Genomic DNA, 16443 nt, shown 5'->3' on the forward strand with positions numbered 1-16443 from the left:
AAAAATGATTAAAAAATGCGTTTTATCTATAATAATAGTTGAGCAAAAGTACAAGAAAATTGTATCTTGCGCCTTCAAAAAAGCAATCAAATGAATGTAAGAAAATATATTTTTGCCGCAGGTGTTGTCGTGGCATCCTTATATGCCTGTAATAATGATGATGATAATGATTTTGTTAGTGTGCCGATTAGAGATGAGGCGGAGCAGCAGGCCGATGAAGATCCGATAATACAAAATTACTTAAAAACACACTTTTTTACCTTAGTAGATAACGACGGAAATCCTGATTTCCAGACTGTCCAATTTGATACTATAGCAGGAGTTAATAGTGGCGAAACTTCTATTTGGGATTCCGGATTTTTGGAAACTAAGACAGTTACCAATATGGATACAGAGGTTTCTTATACATTGTACCTGCTTAAATATGATAATGGAGTGGCTACTGAACGCCAAACACAGTTTGCAGATTCTACATTTGTAACTTATACCGGAGAGGTTTTTTATGATTACGAAGATGATGATGGAGATGGAATTCCTAATGATGGGGATGTAGACGCAGATGGAGATGGAGAACCTGATACGGTAGATGATTCTGTTACTAAAACAGATAGTGACGGCGATGGTATTGCTGATGATAGTGATATTGATAACAATCCAACTTCTTCAGATTCTGATGGTGATGGTGTAATAGATGAAAATGATCCTGTAGATAATAACAACCCTAGGAGAAGAGTGTTTGATAGTGCAGTAACTCCAGTGTGGTTTGATTTAGTAAACGTTGTAGAAGGTTTTAGAGAAGCAGTTGTAGATTTCAAGGGAGCGTCAGGTTTTATGGAGAACGGCGATGGTACCGTTAGATATAATATGGATTTTGGTAATTTTACAGTTTTTATGCCTTCAGGTTTAGCATATTTTGAAGAAGTTCAGAATGGAATCCCACAATATGCGCCTTTGATATTCAGTGTTCAGTTGTACGGAAGTGTAGAAGCAGATCACGATAATGATGGGGTTCCTTCATATTTAGAAGATATTGATGGCGATAGACTTGTTTTAGATGTTGATGATGATACGGATGATAATGGTTTTCCTAACTACTTAGATCCAGATGACGATGGTGATGGAACATTAACAATAGATGAAGATTTAGAACCAGATACAGATTTAACTGTAGATAGAGATGGAGATGGAGATCCAACAAATGATATTGGAGATGGAGATCCAACAAATGATGATACTGATGGAGATGGAATTCCAAACTATCTCGATACTGATGACACAGCATCTAGAGATGATTAATTTATAAAAAAACTCCGGTAATTTTACCGGAGTTTTTTTATAAATGAAATTATAAGTCCAATGCTAAACTTAGAATAAATTGATTAGGTCTAGAATCAACCCTAATTGTTTGTCCTGTATTTGCATCAATAGTTTGAGCCTGGTTTTCGGTAATTCCTCTTTCATACCTAAGATCTATGTTTAGTCGTCTTATCTGTAACCCTACACCAAATTGAACTCCTACAGTGAATTCATTTTTAACTTCACTTAGTCGAACATCTTCTAGATCATTATCTACAATATATTGCAAAGAAGGTCCTCCAAATACGTGTAAAGGGCCTAATAAATAGATCCCTGCTAAAATAGGAAGATCTAGTTTCTTTACATTGTAATTTAATTTTCGATTATCAAATGAATAAGAACTACTGTTTTGTGTATACTGTAATTCTGGTTTAAGATAAAAGTTGTCAGTGATATCTCCTCTTAAAAATACTCCGATATGATATCCTACACGATCATCAGCATTCTCAGAAAGTAAATTGTCACCAGCATTGGTTACATCACTAAATTCTATTTTGCCATTGTCCCCATAGTTCAGACCAGCTTTTACACCAAAGTTTATTCCTTTTTCTTGTGATATGATTGCACAAGAGCTAAAAAGAATTAAAAACACTACTACGTTTTTCATTTTAAATGAGTTTTAAAAGATGAATAAATAATTAATTGTAATTTTTGGTTGTGGTCAGTGTTTCTTTTATAACGAAAATAGGGTGGGATTATTCTAATAGTTAATAAAAAAGTCCTCTGTAAAAACAGAAGACTTTTAAAATATACTTTGATAAATAATATAATACTGATGTTATTTTCTTTTGATAACTTTTTCCGCCGCATTTATGATAGCATCAGCATTTAATCCATATTTTTCCATAAGTTGATCAGGAGTTCCACTTTCTCCAAATGTGTCATTAGTAGCAATGAATTCTTGTGGTACAGGGTGATTTTGAGTTAATACTCTAGATACACTTTCTCCTAAACCTCCTAAGAAGTTATGCTCTTCTGCCGTAACAATACAACCAGTCTTTTTAACGGAGTTTAAGATAGCTTCATTATCAAGTGGTTTTATGGTGTGTATATTAATCACTTCCGCACTAATTCCTTTTTCTTGCAATGCTTCAGTAGCTTGTAATGCTTCCCATACTAGGTGGCCTGTAGCTACAATAGTAACATCAGTACCATCCTGTAAATGAAGAGCTTTTCCTATTTCGAATTTTTGATCTTCTGGTGTAAAGTTTGCAACCTTTGGTCTTCCAAAACGCAAATAAACTGGACCTTCATAATCAGCAATTGCAATTGTAGCTGCTTTAGTTTGATTATAATCACATGGGTTAATTACTACCATACCTGGTAACATTTTCATTAACCCAATATCTTCTAAAATTTGATGTGTTGCACCATCTTCTCCAAGTGTTAAACCAGCATGAGAAGCACAGATTTTTACATTTTTACCACTGTAGGCAATGGATTGACGAATTTGATCATAAACTCGACCAGTAGAAAAATTAGCAAAAGTTCCAGTAAAAGGTATTTTACCACCAATAGTTAACCCAGCTGCGATTCCCATCATATTAGCTTCGGCAATTCCTATTTGAAAAAAACGATCTGGATTATTTGCAATAAATGCATCCATTTTTAGAGAACCAATAAGATCCGCACAAAGTGCTACAACATTCTCGTTTGTTTTTCCAAGTACTTCAAGACCTGCTCCAAAACCTGAGCGAGTATCTTTTTTTCCTGTATCTATATATTTTTTCATGAATATTTTTTTTAAGTCATTTCTGTAAAACAGAAATCTCTTTTGTACGCCTTAGTAATCTCCTAAAGTCTCTGGATTTTGTGCTAAACCTATTTCTAACTGCTCATCATTTGGAGCTTTACCATGCCAAGCGTGTGTGTGCATCATAAAATCAACTCCGTTACCCATTACCGTATGCATCAAAATACAAACTGGCTTGCCTTTTCCGGTTCTACTTTTAGCTTCTTTTAAGCCTTCTATTACAGCTGTGATATTATTTCCTTCTTTGATTTCCATAACATCCCAACCAAAAGCTTCAAATTTAGCTCTAAGACTACCTAAAGATAATACATCATCAGTAGATCCATCAATTTGCTGTCCATTAAGATCTACAGTAGAAATAAGATTGTCTACTTTCTTTCCAGACGCATACATAGCTGCTTCCCAAATCTGACCTTCTTGTAGTTCTCCATCTCCGTGAAGACTATATACAAGGTGATTGTCATTATTTAGTTTTTTTGCTTGAGCAGCTCCAATGGCTACAGACATACCTTGTCCAAGAGATCCAGAAGCAATTCGAATTCCAGGAAGTCCTTCGTGTGTTGTAGGGTGTCCCTGAAGCCTACTATTGATAAGTCTAAATGTATTTAGTTCTTCCACAGGAAAGTACCCACTTCTTGCTAATACACTATAAAAAACAGGAGAAATATGTCCGTTAGATAAAAAGAAAAGATCTTCTTCTTTTCCGTCCATATCGAAACCATCTTTTCTTTCTAGAATTTCTTGATAAAGAGCTACAAAAAATTCGGTACATCCCAGAGAACCACCTGGATGCCCTGAGTTTACTTTGTGAACCTGTCGAAGAATATCTCTACGAACTTGGGTTACAAAATCTTCTAATTGTTGTGTTTTTGGCATTGCTATGCTAATTGGCTTAATGATTAAGGCGCAAAAATAAAGGTTTTGATTACCGTGGCAAAATGTCTGATCACCTTTTAATTAAGATACTATTGTTAATAACGAAAAGTTTTCGGAAACTTCACTTTATTAAAGTAGTTTTAGTTAGTTATCTTTGCGCTCTACGAAATAAAAAATATGCAATTCGACCTATTATCTACGGACCCTCAGAGTAAGGCCAGAGCCGGAAAAGTAACAACTGATCATGGAGTTATTGAAACTCCAATTTTTATGCCTGTTGGTACTGTAGCAACTGTAAAAGGTGTACATCAAAGAGAGTTGAAAAATGATATTAATCCTGATATTATATTAGGAAACACTTATCATTTATATCTAAGACCGCAAACACCAATTTTAGAAAAAGCAGGTGGGTTACATAAATTTATGAATTGGGATAGAAATATTCTTACAGATAGCGGAGGTTATCAAGTATATTCTCTATCAGCAAATCGTAAGATTAAGGAAGAAGGTGTGAAGTTTAAGTCTCATATTGATGGATCATATCACGTGTTTACGCCAGAAAATGTAATGGAGATTCAACGTACAATTGGTGCAGATATCATCATGGCTTTTGATGAATGTACTCCATACCCTTGTGATTACAGATATGCAAAGAGAAGTATGCATATGACTCACAGATGGTTAGATAGATGTATGCAACATCTCGAAAAAGTTCCAGTTAAATATGGATATGATCAGACTTTTTTTCCAATAGTACAAGGAAGTACTTATAAAGATCTAAGAAGACAGTCTGCAGAATATATTGCTAATGCGGGAGCAGAAGGAAATGCAATCGGAGGTTTGTCAGTAGGAGAACCAGCAGAAGAGATGTATGCAATGACTGAAGTAGTGACAGAAATATTGCCAGAGGATAAACCTAGATATTTGATGGGTGTGGGTACACCAATTAATATTTTAGAAAATATTGCATTAGGTATTGATATGTTTGATTGTGTAATGCCGACTAGAAATGGGAGAAATGGGATGTTATTTACGGCACACGGAACTATAAATATTAAGAATAAAAAGTGGGAGGATGATTTTTCTCCGATTGATGAAATGGCTATTACCTATGTAGATACTGAGTATTCTAAAGCATATTTAAAGCATCTTTTTTCGGTGAATGAAATGCTTGGAAGACAGATAGCAACGATCCATAATTTAGGTTTTTATTTATGGTTGGTTCGTGAAGCAAGAAAACATATCTTAGCTGGGGATTTTTATTCTTGGAAAAATATGATGGTAAAACAAATGGATAAAAGATTGTAATTTGAAAATATTAGACTGGTATATACTTAAACGTTATTTGGGAACATTTTTCGCAATGATTCTCATGTTTATTCCAATAGGAATTATCGTTGATCTTTCTGAGAAAATAGATAATATATTAGAGCATGAAGCGCCCTTTGGAGCCGTTGTTTCTTATTATTTGGATTTTACCATCTACTTTGCAAATTTACTATTTCCATTATTTGTATTTCTTTCTGTGATTTGGTTTACTTCTAAATTAGCTAATAAGACAGAAATTATAGCCTTTTTAAGCTCAGGTGTTTCATTTTGGAGATTTCTTAGACCGTATATGATTGGAGCGATTTTAATTTGTGTAGGAGCTCTTGCAATGGGGTTATTTTTAGCACCTAAAGCAAGTCAGGGATTTAATGAGTTTAAATATACCTACTTAAAAAAGGGGAAGAAAGTTCAAGAAACCAGAAATGTATACCGTCAATTAAATGATAGTATATTTTTATATGCCAGTGATTTTAAGCCACTTAAGAAAAAGGCAACAAATTTCACATTGGAATATTTTGATGGAAATAAATTAGTTACAAAAATTTCAGCTAGAACGATAACCTTTATAGAGAAAGATAGTATTTATGAATTAAGAGACTTTGTGAAACGTACAGTTTTAGAAGACAGAGATATCATAGAGAAAGCAAGGAAAAAAGACACGATTTTACCTTTTGATATAGATGAGTTTACTCCTGTGACTTATGTAGCAGAGACACTAAATTATATGGAATTAAGTAAGTTTATAGAAAAGGAAAGTAAAAGAGGTTCTTCAGATATAAACAGATATAAAGTGGTAGCTTATAAGAGATGGAGTATTCCTGTTTCAGCATTTATACTTACCGTTATAGGTGTAGCAGTTTCTTCAATGAAAAGAAGAGGAGGAATGGGTATAAATCTAGCTGTCGGTATCTCTTTAGCCTTCGTTTTTATCTTTTTTGATAAAGTTTTAGGTACGTTGGCCAATCAATCTGATTTTCCACCTTTAGTAGCAGTGTGGTTTCCTAATTTTTCTTTTGGGATATTAGCAATTTATCTTCTTTATAATGCCAAACGTTAAGCTCCAGAATTATCTTCATTTTCATTTTATAGTATTTATATGGGGGTTTACTGCAATACTTGGAGAGCTAATCTCTATTGAAGCACTACCTTTAGTATGGTATAGGATGTTGATGGCTTCAGGATTTATTTACCTTTATATTCTCATTAGAAAAATTTCTTTAAAGGTATCTAAAAAGCTTTTGTTTACATTATGTATTGCTGGTGGGATTATTGCATTACATTGGATTACTTTTTTTGCGGCAATAAAAGTTTCTAACGTTTCTATAACGCTTGCTATTTTGTCTACGGGTGCATTTTTTACTTCAATTTTAGAGCCGATTTTTTATAACCGAAAACTTATTTGGTATGAGGTTGTATTTGGTTTGATGGTAATTGTAGGTCTTTATACTATTTTTAATGTAGAAGGTGATTATTTTTTAGGAATTGTATATGCACTATGCTCAGCTTTTTTATCATCTGTTTTTTCATTAATTAATGGTAAGATTGCTCAACAATATTCTCCTTCAATGATTTCTTTTTATGAATTATTAACTGGAGTGGGTTTTGTGACAATTTACTTGACAGGAATGTCTTTTTTAGGAGCAGAAAATGACGGTTTTACAATTGGTTTCTTTCAGTTATCAACCTCGGATTGGATATTTTTAATAATACTTGCTTCATTTTGCACGGCTTATGCTTTTATAGGTTCAGTTCAGGTTATGAAATACTTAAGTCCATATACAGTAATGTTAACGATAAATTTAGAGCCTGTTTATGGAATTGTATTAGCATTTTTAATTTTTGGAGATTCAGAAAAAATGAACCCAGGATTTTATTACGGAGCCCTTATTATACTTAGCACAGTAGTGTTGAATGGTATATTTAAAAATATTAAAAAAATAAAAAGACAAAGGTCTTAATACTAGTTTAACAAGTATTGTTTTATATTTGTCTGCTAACCCTAGTTAAAAAAAACAAAATATATTCTTGATATGGAATATTTAGAATTTGAACTCCCCATAAAAGAACTCGAAGAACAATTTGAAAAAGCTTGCGCTATAGGAGCAGAAAGTGATGTTGATGTCACGGATACCTGTAAGCAAATTGAAAAAAAGTTAAATGAGACTAAAAAGGAGATTTATAAGAACTTGACTGCTTGGCAGCGAGTACAATTATCTAGACATCCATCTAGGCCATATACATTAGATTATATAAATGCTATATGCGGAGATTCTTTTTTAGAATTACATGGAGATCGTAATGTTAAAGATGACAAAGCGATGATTGGAGGTTTAGGTAAAATTGGTGATCAAAGTTTTATGTTCATTGGTCAACAAAAAGGATACAATACAAAGACAAGACAATATAGAAACTTTGGGATGGCTAATCCTGAGGGATATAGAAAAGCACTTCGTTTGATGAAAAGCGCTGAAAAATTCAATATTCCTGTAGTTTGTTTTGTTGATACTCCAGGAGCATATCCAGGTTTAGAAGCTGAGGAAAGAGGACAAGGAGAAGCTATTGCTAGAAATATCCTAGAAATGACACGTCTTAAAGTTCCTATTACTGTTATTATTATTGGAGAAGGTGCCAGTGGAGGTGCATTAGGAATAGGAGTTGGTGATAAAGTATTGATGCTAGAAAATTCTTGGTATTCTGTAATCTCTCCTGAGAACTGCTCTTCTATTCTATGGAGAAGTTGGGAGCAAAAGGAAATTGCAGCCGAAGCATTGAAATTAACTGCAAAAGATAGTGCTAAACTTAAAGTTGTGGATGAAATCGTAAGAGAACCGCTTGGTGGAGCTCATAGTGATCGTGAAAAAACATTTAAAGCTGTTCGAGACAAAATTTTGTCATCTTTTGAAGAGATGAAAAACTTATCACCAGAAGAATTGGTAGAAAAGCGTATGGATAAATATGCAAATATGGGGGTCTTCAAAGGCTAACCCCTAATAAATCACTTGACACAAAAATCTGAAGTTTTTGACTTCGGATTTTTTTATGCTTATTAACAATATAATTAAGTTATCAACATTTCATTTGTTGAAGACTGGTGGACATTGATTACCTTTGTATAAGGTCCACCTCTTTACAATTTTTTTACATTCGTGGTTATGGAAAAAGTACAGCAAGCTCAGCAATCTAATTATGGTCGGGGGAACGTAATTTCGCTGGAAAAAGGAAAAATACCTCCTCAAGCAACTGATTTAGAGGAAGTTGTGCTTGGGGCGATGATGATAGATAAAAAAGGAGTCGATGAAATTATCGACATTCTTAATCCCGATGTTTTTTACAAAGAATCTCATAAATATATTTTTGACGCTATATATAAGTTGTTCGAAAACTCAGAGCCGATTGACTTATTAACGGTTTCGAGTCAACTTAAGAAAGATGCAAAACTTGAATTAGCAGGTGGGGAATTTTATCTAATTCAACTTACCCAAAAGGTAGCATCTTCAGCACATATCGAATTTCATGCTCGTATAATTTTGCAGAAATATATACAGCGTAGTCTGATAAAAATATCGAATGAGATTATCGAAGAATCATACGATGAGACCGCAGATGTCTTCGATCTTTTGGACATGGCAGAATCTAGATTATATGAGGTAACTCAAGGAAATATAAAAAGATCCACAGAGACTGCTCAAAGTTTAGTAATTCAAGCAAAGAAAAAAATTCAGGAAATATCGAATAAAGAAGGAATGAGTGGAGTTCCTTCTGGTTTTGATAAATTAGATAAGCTGACCTCTGGTTGGCAACCAAGTGACTTGATTATTGTTGCAGCACGTCCTGGTATGGGTAAAACTGCTTTGACATTGTCTATGGCTAGAAATATGGCAGTTGGAGCTAATATTCCTGTTGCATTCTTCTCATTAGAGATGTCATCAGTACAGCTGATTACACGTTTAATATCTTCAGAAACGGGTCTTTCTTCAGAGAAATTACGTACTGGTAAGTTAGAAAAACACGAATGGGAACAACTTAATGTAAAAGTAAAAGACTTAGAGAAAGCTCCTCTTTTTATAGATGATACTCCTTCTCTTTCCATTTTTGATTTACGAGCAAAAGCAAGACGTCTTTCTTCTCAGCATGGTATAAGAATGATTGTTATAGATTATTTACAATTAATGACAGCAGGTGGTAGTGGTAAGAATGGAAACCGTGAACAAGAGATTTCGACAATTTCTCGTAACCTTAAGGCATTAGCAAAAGAATTGAATATTCCTGTTATTGCATTATCACAGTTATCACGTGCTGTAGAAACTCGTGGAGGTAGTAAGAGACCGTTATTGAGTGACTTGAGGGAATCTGGAGCGATTGAGCAGGATGCGGATATTGTAGCATTTATATTTAGACCAGAATATTACAAGATAGATGAGTGGGATGATGAAGAAAGATCACCTACTCAAGGACAAGGAGAGTTTATTGTTGCCAAACACCGTAATGGTGGTTTAGAAAATATTAGGTTAAAATTTATTGGTCACTTAGGTAAATTTGATAACTTAGATGACTTTAGTACTCCTTTTGAGTTTCATTCTAAGATGAATGATGGTAAAGAAGAAGATGATCCTTTTAGTACAAGCCATCTTCCTAGTGCCGATGAAGCCTTTGGGAGTAGCATAAATGACTCTAATGATGATGATGACGTTCCTTTCTAAAATGAAGTGTAAATTTTTGATTTACACACTATTATTTTTCTTTACTTTTCAATCATACGCTTCGTATGTGTTAATTCCTATGGATGCCGAAGGTCAGCAAAACCATTTAAAAGCCTATGGAATTACATATTGGACACTTAGCAAAGATCTAAAAGTTAAATGGCTACTTAATTATAGAGGAGGTTCTTTTTTATTACCTGATACGGATGACATTAAAAAAGAATGTACGATTCGTGGGGTTTCTTATGAAGTTCTGAGCAACGCTAAAACAGAAGAAATTTTAGAGGATATAAGTAGTCCCTCTAAAAATATGGAAGCTGTTATTTTAGAAAAAGCACCTAAAATAGCGGTGTATTCTCCAAAAGGGAATCAACCTTGGGATGATGCGGTAACAATGGTTTTAACGTTTGCCGAAATCCCGTACGAGACTGTATATGATAAAGAAGTTTTAGAAGATAATCTTATTTTATACGATTGGTTACACTTACATCATGAAGATTTTACTGGACAATATGGTAAGTTTTATGCATCTTATAGAGCGGCACCTTGGTATATACAAGAAAAAGCCAATGCAGAGAAATTGGCATTTGAACTAGGTTATGAAAAGGTTTCTCAAGAAAAACTTGCAGTAGCACTTAAGATTCGAGATTATGTAGTAGGTGGTGGGTTTATGTTCGCTATGTGTAGTGCTACAGATAGTTTTGAAATAGCTATAGCTGCAGAAGGAGTGGATATTTGCGAGCCAATGTTTGACGGAGATCCAAGTGAACCAGGTTATCAGTCTAAAATCGATTATAATAAAACATTTGCGTTTAAAGATTTTACGCTCGAACGTAGTCCAAATGTATATGAGTTTTCTTCTATAGATATGACTAGAAAACGTCGTATTTCTAAAACTACAGATTATTTTACGCTAATGGATTTTTCTGCGAAATGGGATCCGATTCCTACGATGCTTTGTCAAAACCATACCGCATTGGTAAAAGGCTTTATGGGGCAGACCACGGCATATGACCCTAAGGAGATTAAATCTAATGTATTAGTTCTTGGAGAAAACAGAACTAATAACGAAGCTAGATATATTCACGGAATTAAAGGAAAAGGTTTCTTCACCTTTTACGGAGGTCATGATCCAGAAGATTATCAGCATAGAGTAGGAGATCCAAAAACTGAGCTAGAATTGCATCCTAATTCTCCTGGATATCGCTTGATTCTTAACAATGTTCTCTTTCCCGCAGCCAAAAAGAAAAAACAGAAAACATGATTACTTTGATTTTGTTTTAAAGAATTAAATCACTGTTTATAGGGTAATTTGAGGATTAAACATTTTGTAGTTTTGATTCTATGGTAAAAAAAATCATAATGATAGTTGCTATTTTGTTTATATCAATAGGTGCCTTGTGTATTTATGGATTGTATCGTTTTTTTAATCCTTTTGGGAGAGAAGTAAATAAAGAATTATCGGACTCTTATTATTATACTAGGGATAAAGAAGGTATTATTTATAGTCCAATGGGTAATTGGTTTGAATTAGGAAAAGATGAAATGGAAGTTGATATGCAAACATTTCAGGTACTAGCAAGGGACTATGCTAAAGATAAAGATCAAGCTTATTTTAAATCAAGAGCAATTAATAATGAAATAGATCTTGCATCATTCGAAGTGCAGTTAGGGTATACACCTATAGATAAAAATCATGTATATGAATTAAACGATAATTATTATCATATAGGTACAAAAGATATAAAAGCACTAAAAATTCTAGAAGGAGCAGATGCAAAAACTTTTACTCAGATAAGTTTCGATTTTGCTAAAGACAAGAATTTTGTATATCAAAATTATAAGAGAAATGACTCCCTAGATGTTGCATCCTTTGAAGAGATTAATAGTCACTTTTGTAAAGATAAAAAAGGAGTGTATTATTATTCTTATGGAAATCCTACATATAAGATTGAAGAAGCTAATATCTCAGGAATTGTTTCTTTGACAGACTACTATATTCGAGACGATAATAATGTGTATTTTTATGTGGGATATCAAAATTCAGAAAGCCTAGATGAAGTTATTACTATTCCTTTTAAAAATAGTAACGCTATTAATTTTTTTGAGGATAATGGATTAGTGAGAATAGACGATAAGATATTTTATCAAGGAGAGGCAATAGAAGAAGTAGATGTTACTACTTTTAAAGAACTAGAGCATGGGTACACAAAAGATAAAAATTACGTCTTTTTTAATGGAAAGATAATCGATGGGGCAGACACAAATACGTTTAGATATAATACGAATACTTATACTTTTTCGGATAAAAATCACATTTACGAAGTTGGTGAAATTGTAAAAAGTAAAAAGTAAATTTTGATTTTTGTAAGGTTGTAAATAAAAGACGACTATTGTAAACTTAAACAATAACCTTACATCCAAAAATGGAAAAAATAATAGTATCCGTACTAATTCTCAGTGTTTTATTTTCTTGTAAAGAAACACCTAAAGAAGAAAAAGAAATTGTTGTAGAAGAGAAAGAAGAAATAATTATTCCTGATCGCTCTAGTGATTTCCCAAAAGATATAGCTGCTGTTTTTAAAGCTCACGGTGGGATTCAATCTTTTGATGAAAAGAATTCCTTGGTTTTTGAACTTTCTAACCCAGAAGGTAATGAAAAGCATACTACGGATCTTAAAACTAGACATGCACGTATCGAAACAGACAAGTTTCAATTAGGTTTTGATGGGAAAGAAGCATGGATTGAGCAAGATTCAACTTATTTTAAAGGGAACCCACGTTTTTATCATAACTTGATGTTCTATTTTTATGCAATGCCTTTCGTATTGGGAGATGATGGTATTTCTTATGAAAAAGTGGACGATTTAAAAGTGGGAGAAGTATCATATCCTGGTTATAAAATATCTTATGGAGAAGCAATTGGTGATTCTCCAAAGGATAATTACTTTGTATACTATGATTCAGAATCATATAAGATGAAATTTTTAGGATACACAGTAACATTTTTTAGTAAAGAAAGTAGTGAGAAAATTAGCCTTATAGAATATTCAGATTGGAATGATATTGATGGGTTATTGTTGCCAAAAACCTTAAAATGGAGATCTTATAAAGATGGAATTGTAGGAGAAGTTAAAAGTGAGAGAAACTTCGTAAATGCCTCTGCGAGTAAAGAAAAAATGGATGCTTTTATATTTAGTAAGCCGAAAGATGTGAAATAGGTCTTCTATAAATTATAAGATATTAAAAAAGAGCTCTGTTAGTTTTTGTCTAACGGAGCTCTTTGTTTTTTCAGAAAGCGAAAACTTTTTTTGATAAAAATACAGGTATGATTTTTAGTATTTGATAATTATATAAGAGAATACTCTTTGTTTATTGCGAAAAAATCATAAGTGGTGCACTTTTAAATAAGAATACCTTAAAGTCTATTCAAGTACATTTTTAGAATTAATTAATTTTATATCCTTTATCTAATTCTATTTACGAAAACGATATAGTAACACACACAAAAATAATTTTATGTATAAAGAACTAACAACGAGTAATAGGATTTTGATGGGACCTGGACCATCAGATGCACATCCTAGAGTACTTAAAGCAATGTCTACACCATTAATTGGGCATTTAGATCCAGAATTTGTAACCATTATGGATGAGGTTAAAACGATGGTACAAGATACTTTTATGACTAACAATCATATGACTTTTGTAGTTTCTGCTCCCGGTAGTGCTGGTATGGAAACTTGTTTGGTTAATTTATTAGAACCTGGAGACGAAGCTATTATTTGTATCAATGGAGTTTTTGGTGGTAGAATGGCGGATATAGCCGAAAGATGTGGTGCTAAAGTACATAAAGTTGAGGTAGCTTGGGGAACAGTGATCACTCCAGAAGATATAAAAAAGGCCTTGGACATATGCAAAAAACCAAAATTAGTAGCACTTGTACATGCAGAAACTTCTACCGGAGCTTTACAACCTTTAAAAGAAATTAGTGATCTGGTTCATAATGCTGGTGGATTATTAATGGTAGATGCTGTAACTTCTTATTGTGGTATGGAACTAAAAGTGGATGATTGGAATATAGATGCAATATACACTGGTACACAAAAGAATTTAAGTGCCCCTCCAGGTTTATCACCTGTAAGTTTTTCTGATAATGCGCTAAAAGCACTAGAGAATAGAAAAACAAAGGTGCAAAGTTGGTTTTTAGATTTAAGTTTAGTTAAAAACTACTGGGGAGGTGCTAAACGTGCTTATCATCATACTGCACCAGTTTCTTCGGTATACGCTTTAAGAGAATCGCTAAGAATCGTATTAGAGGAAGGTTTAGAAAACAGATGGAAAAGACATCAAGAAGTACACGAGGTTTTAAAAACAAAACTAGAATCTTTAGGATTTAGATATTTAGTAGAAGAGCAATATCGATTACCCAATTTAAATGCAGTTTTTTTACCAGAAGGAAATGATGAAGCAATATTGCGTAAAAAGTTACTAACTAAATATAATATTGAAGTAGGAGGTGGTTTAGGCGCTTTCGCAGGAAAGATATGGAGAATAGGAATTATGGGGGAGAGCTGTACACATAATCACGTAAATATGTTGGTTAGTGCATTGCAAGATATGAAAGAATTTAAAAGCTGATATATCAATTGTAGTGTATAGAGTTTCACTGAAAACAGGGTGTGATTTAAGGTTGATTTTCTTGATTTTTGTGTAAATAAATTAGTTCACACATTTTTTAATCTCTTAAAACCTTATTCAATGAGTTCTATTAGTAATGACCAAATGGTAGTAGAAATTTTAAACTTTTTTTATCCTAAGAATACAATCTCAGAACATGATGTATCAGATCAATTAGGTGATTTGGCGGCAGAAATGTATGCAGAAGCATTAGAGGCTTCTGCTGCAATGCATTTAGTCCCAAGACCTACGTATACTCCATCAATGTCTTGGTTAGTAAAAGAAGGTGTGAAAGCTTTCTGGAGATCAAGAGGAGAGGATGAAATATATGAATCCGTAAGAGCTACAGTCGCGCTTAAATATAAAAGTAAACATCAGATGAGTAAATTGGGAATTTAAAAAGAAAGAGGCACTTCTATGAAGTGCCTCTTTCTTTTTAATGAAATAAAGCTTTTTTATTTTGTATACTTATCGCTATAGCGTTTCCATAGTTTTGTTTGGTGACTTTCTAAGCTGATATCTCTTCCTTGGATAAAGGCTTTTTCTAACTGATTGGTTCTCATGTCTAAAGCATCTCCAATACTTATAAATAAAGTAGCATCTTTACCAACTTCTAAGGTGCCTACGATATTATCAATGCCTAAAATTTTAGCACTATTACCAGTAATTAGCTGTACAGCCTTTTCTTTATCTAATCCGTGAGCAGCCACAGTTCCAGCTTGGAAAGGGAGGTTACGCGCATTGGCGCGTTCCATCTGACCGCTGTTTTGTAATGCTACTAACACACCTGCATCTACCAATAACTTTGCATTTTTATATGGCAAATCATAATCATCATCTTCATAATTTGGTGTAGAGTGTGTTCTTGTAAGTAGTACAGGAATGTTTTGTTGTTTAAGCTGTTCGGCTACTTTATAAGCTTCATCAGCTCCTACCAATACTACTTTTTTAAGTTGTTGTTCTTTAGCAAAACGCAATACATCCAAAATAGCTTTTTCCGCTCCAACATGAACAAATAAGGTCTGTGTACCATCAAAAACTTTTTGCATTGCTACATGAGGTAAGTTTTCGTTACTAGTGTTCGATTGCATAGTAGCTTTGGCTTGATTCATATAATCTGCTAGAGCAGTTACCTGTTCCTGATATTTTTTATTAGGTTTAAATCCAGGATCTTCTCCTAGCCACCATCTACCTCTAGTAAAAGGACTTGGCCAATTCATATGGATCCCATCATCGGTTTTGATGGCAGCATCTTCCCAATTCCAAGCATCTAATTGTACAATAGAAGAAGTGCCAGAAATCCATCCGCCACGTGGTGTGGTTTGCGCAATCAATACACCATTTGGACGCATACTTTCTACAATTTTACTTTCTGCATTGTATGCTATAATACTTCGGATGTGTGGATTAAAACCTCCAATTTCACTGTCATCATCGGTAGCTCTTACGGCTCCGATTTCAACCAACCCTAAGGTAGAATTAGGTGCTATAAATCCTGGGTATATATGTTTTCCAGTTGCATCAATTGCTTTTCCTTTGGTAGCAACAGTACCATTGGTACCAACAGTAGTAATTTTACCATTTTCGAAAATAATAATGCTGTTGGCAATCACTTCTCCATTACCGATATGAGCAGTAGCTCCGGTAATAGTAATTGCTTCAGTCTGGCTTTTTGCCGGAGTTTGTTGTGCAGTTACACTTCCGAATGTAACCATTAGCAACAATAGTATATATGATATTTTTTTCATT

At 33.6% G+C, this 16443-nt stretch carries 15 protein-coding genes; 11 read left to right on the top strand and 4 right to left on the bottom strand.

Annotation, left to right across the window (positions count from 1 at the left end; genetic code table 11):
- Positions 1 to 90 precede the first annotated feature (90 nt).
- Positions 91 to 1296 (top strand): FKBP-type peptidyl-prolyl cis-trans isomerase, encoded by a 1206-nt coding sequence (locus H526_RS31325; protein ID WP_051336363.1) that lies wholly within the window; start codon positions 91 to 93, stop codon positions 1294 to 1296.
- A 49-nt stretch (positions 1297 to 1345) separates the two neighbouring features.
- On the opposite strand, the gene H526_RS0125935 is transcribed toward H526_RS31325, so the two are convergent.
- The 3 genes from H526_RS0125935 to H526_RS0125945 form a co-directional block, all read right to left on the bottom strand.
- Positions 1346 to 1963: a porin family protein gene (locus H526_RS0125935; protein WP_027395609.1), complete on the bottom strand. Its 618-nt coding sequence runs from the start codon at positions 1961 to 1963 to the stop codon at positions 1346 to 1348.
- 171 nt (positions 1964 to 2134) lie between these two features.
- Positions 2135 to 3088 (bottom strand): transketolase family protein, encoded by a 954-nt coding sequence (locus H526_RS0125940; RefSeq protein WP_027395610.1) that lies wholly within the window; start codon positions 3086 to 3088, stop codon positions 2135 to 2137.
- Positions 3089 to 3139: 51 nt separating this feature from the next.
- Complete coding sequence (locus tag H526_RS0125945) at positions 3140 to 3985, bottom strand: transketolase (protein ID WP_027395611.1); 846 nt, start codon at positions 3983 to 3985, stop codon at positions 3140 to 3142.
- A gap of 177 nt (positions 3986 to 4162) precedes the next feature.
- On the opposite strand from H526_RS0125945, the gene tgt reads away from it, so the two are divergent.
- The 10 genes from tgt (at position 4163) to H526_RS0125995 (ending at position 15093) form a co-directional block, all read left to right on the top strand.
- Positions 4163 to 5293 carry a tRNA guanosine(34) transglycosylase Tgt gene (gene tgt / locus H526_RS0125950; RefSeq protein ID WP_027395612.1) on the top strand — a complete coding sequence of 377 codons (1131 nt, stop codon included), beginning with the start codon at positions 4163 to 4165 and terminating at the stop codon, positions 5291 to 5293.
- Position 5294: 1 nt separating this feature from the next.
- Entirely contained in the window at positions 5295 to 6371 is a 1077-nt protein-coding gene (locus H526_RS0125955; RefSeq protein ID WP_027395613.1) for an LptF/LptG family permease, read from the top strand.
- Complete coding sequence (locus tag H526_RS0125960; protein WP_027395614.1) at positions 6358 to 7272, top strand: DMT family transporter; 915 nt, start codon at positions 6358 to 6360, stop codon at positions 7270 to 7272. Before H526_RS0125955 ends, H526_RS0125960 begins: the two co-directional genes overlap by 14 nt.
- A gap of 72 nt (positions 7273 to 7344) precedes the next feature.
- Entirely contained in the window at positions 7345 to 8298 is a 954-nt protein-coding gene (locus H526_RS0125965) for an acetyl-CoA carboxylase carboxyltransferase subunit alpha (protein ID WP_027395615.1), read from the top strand.
- Positions 8299 to 8466: 168 nt separating this feature from the next.
- Positions 8467 to 10014, top strand: a complete 1548-nt coding sequence (dnaB, locus tag H526_RS0125970) for a replicative DNA helicase (protein ID WP_027395616.1) — start codon at positions 8467 to 8469, stop codon at positions 10012 to 10014.
- Position 10015: 1 nt separating this feature from the next.
- Complete coding sequence (locus H526_RS0125975; RefSeq protein ID WP_211237863.1) at positions 10016 to 11278, top strand: asparagine synthetase B; 1263 nt, start codon at positions 10016 to 10018, stop codon at positions 11276 to 11278.
- A gap of 98 nt (positions 11279 to 11376) precedes the next feature.
- Positions 11377 to 12369 (top strand): DKNYY domain-containing protein, encoded by a 993-nt coding sequence (locus tag H526_RS0125980; protein ID WP_035086704.1) that lies wholly within the window; start codon positions 11377 to 11379, stop codon positions 12367 to 12369.
- Between the two features lie 71 nt (positions 12370 to 12440).
- Positions 12441 to 13235 (top strand): DUF6503 family protein, encoded by a 795-nt coding sequence (locus tag H526_RS30260; protein ID WP_035086705.1) that lies wholly within the window; start codon positions 12441 to 12443, stop codon positions 13233 to 13235.
- A 298-nt stretch (positions 13236 to 13533) separates the two neighbouring features.
- On the top strand, positions 13534 to 14655 hold the full coding sequence (locus tag H526_RS0125990) for a pyridoxal-phosphate-dependent aminotransferase family protein (protein ID WP_027395619.1): 1122 nt from the start codon (positions 13534 to 13536) through the stop codon (positions 14653 to 14655).
- A 120-nt stretch (positions 14656 to 14775) separates the two neighbouring features.
- A complete protein-coding gene (locus H526_RS0125995; RefSeq protein WP_027395620.1) occupies positions 14776 to 15093 on the top strand; it encodes a hypothetical protein in 318 nt (105 codons plus the stop codon).
- A gap of 56 nt (positions 15094 to 15149) precedes the next feature.
- Here the strand turns inward: H526_RS0125995 and H526_RS0126000 are convergent, their stop codons facing one another.
- Complete coding sequence (locus H526_RS0126000) at positions 15150 to 16442, bottom strand: amidohydrolase family protein (RefSeq protein WP_027395621.1); 1293 nt, start codon at positions 16440 to 16442, stop codon at positions 15150 to 15152.
- Between the last annotated feature and the right edge of the window lies 1 nt (position 16443).

Source organism: Aquimarina latercula DSM 2041 (assembly GCF_000430645.1).
In the GTDB taxonomy this organism is placed as follows: domain Bacteria; phylum Bacteroidota; class Bacteroidia; order Flavobacteriales; family Flavobacteriaceae; genus Aquimarina; species Aquimarina latercula.

What these genes read in the sequence shown, in the direction of transcription:
- dnaB (WP_027395616.1), top strand. Translation starts at nt 8,467, where the DNA reads ATGGAAAAAGTACAGCAAGCTCAGCAATCTAATTATGGTCGGGGGAAC.
- H526_RS0126000 (WP_027395621.1), bottom strand. Translation starts at nt 16,442, where the DNA reads ATGAAAAAAATATCATATATACTATTGTTGCTAATGGTTACATTCGGA.
- H526_RS0125980 (WP_035086704.1), top strand. Translation starts at nt 11,377, where the DNA reads ATGATAGTTGCTATTTTGTTTATATCAATAGGTGCCTTGTGTATTTAT.
- H526_RS0125995 (WP_027395620.1), top strand. Translation starts at nt 14,776, where the DNA reads ATGAGTTCTATTAGTAATGACCAAATGGTAGTAGAAATTTTAAACTTT.
- H526_RS30260 (WP_035086705.1), top strand. Translation starts at nt 12,441, where the DNA reads ATGGAAAAAATAATAGTATCCGTACTAATTCTCAGTGTTTTATTTTCT.
- tgt (WP_027395612.1), top strand. Translation starts at nt 4,163, where the DNA reads ATGCAATTCGACCTATTATCTACGGACCCTCAGAGTAAGGCCAGAGCC.
- H526_RS31325 (WP_051336363.1), top strand. Translation starts at nt 91, where the DNA reads ATGAATGTAAGAAAATATATTTTTGCCGCAGGTGTTGTCGTGGCATCC.
- H526_RS0125945 (WP_027395611.1), bottom strand. Translation starts at nt 3,985, where the DNA reads ATGCCAAAAACACAACAATTAGAAGATTTTGTAACCCAAGTTCGTAGA.
- H526_RS0125935 (WP_027395609.1), bottom strand. Translation starts at nt 1,963, where the DNA reads ATGAAAAACGTAGTAGTGTTTTTAATTCTTTTTAGCTCTTGTGCAATC.
- H526_RS0125960 (WP_027395614.1), top strand. Translation starts at nt 6,358, where the DNA reads ATGCCAAACGTTAAGCTCCAGAATTATCTTCATTTTCATTTTATAGTA.
- H526_RS0125965 (WP_027395615.1), top strand. Translation starts at nt 7,345, where the DNA reads ATGGAATATTTAGAATTTGAACTCCCCATAAAAGAACTCGAAGAACAA.
- H526_RS0125940 (WP_027395610.1), bottom strand. Translation starts at nt 3,088, where the DNA reads ATGAAAAAATATATAGATACAGGAAAAAAAGATACTCGCTCAGGTTTT.
- H526_RS0125990 (WP_027395619.1), top strand. Translation starts at nt 13,534, where the DNA reads ATGTATAAAGAACTAACAACGAGTAATAGGATTTTGATGGGACCTGGA.
- H526_RS0125975 (WP_211237863.1), top strand. Translation starts at nt 10,016, where the DNA reads ATGAAGTGTAAATTTTTGATTTACACACTATTATTTTTCTTTACTTTT.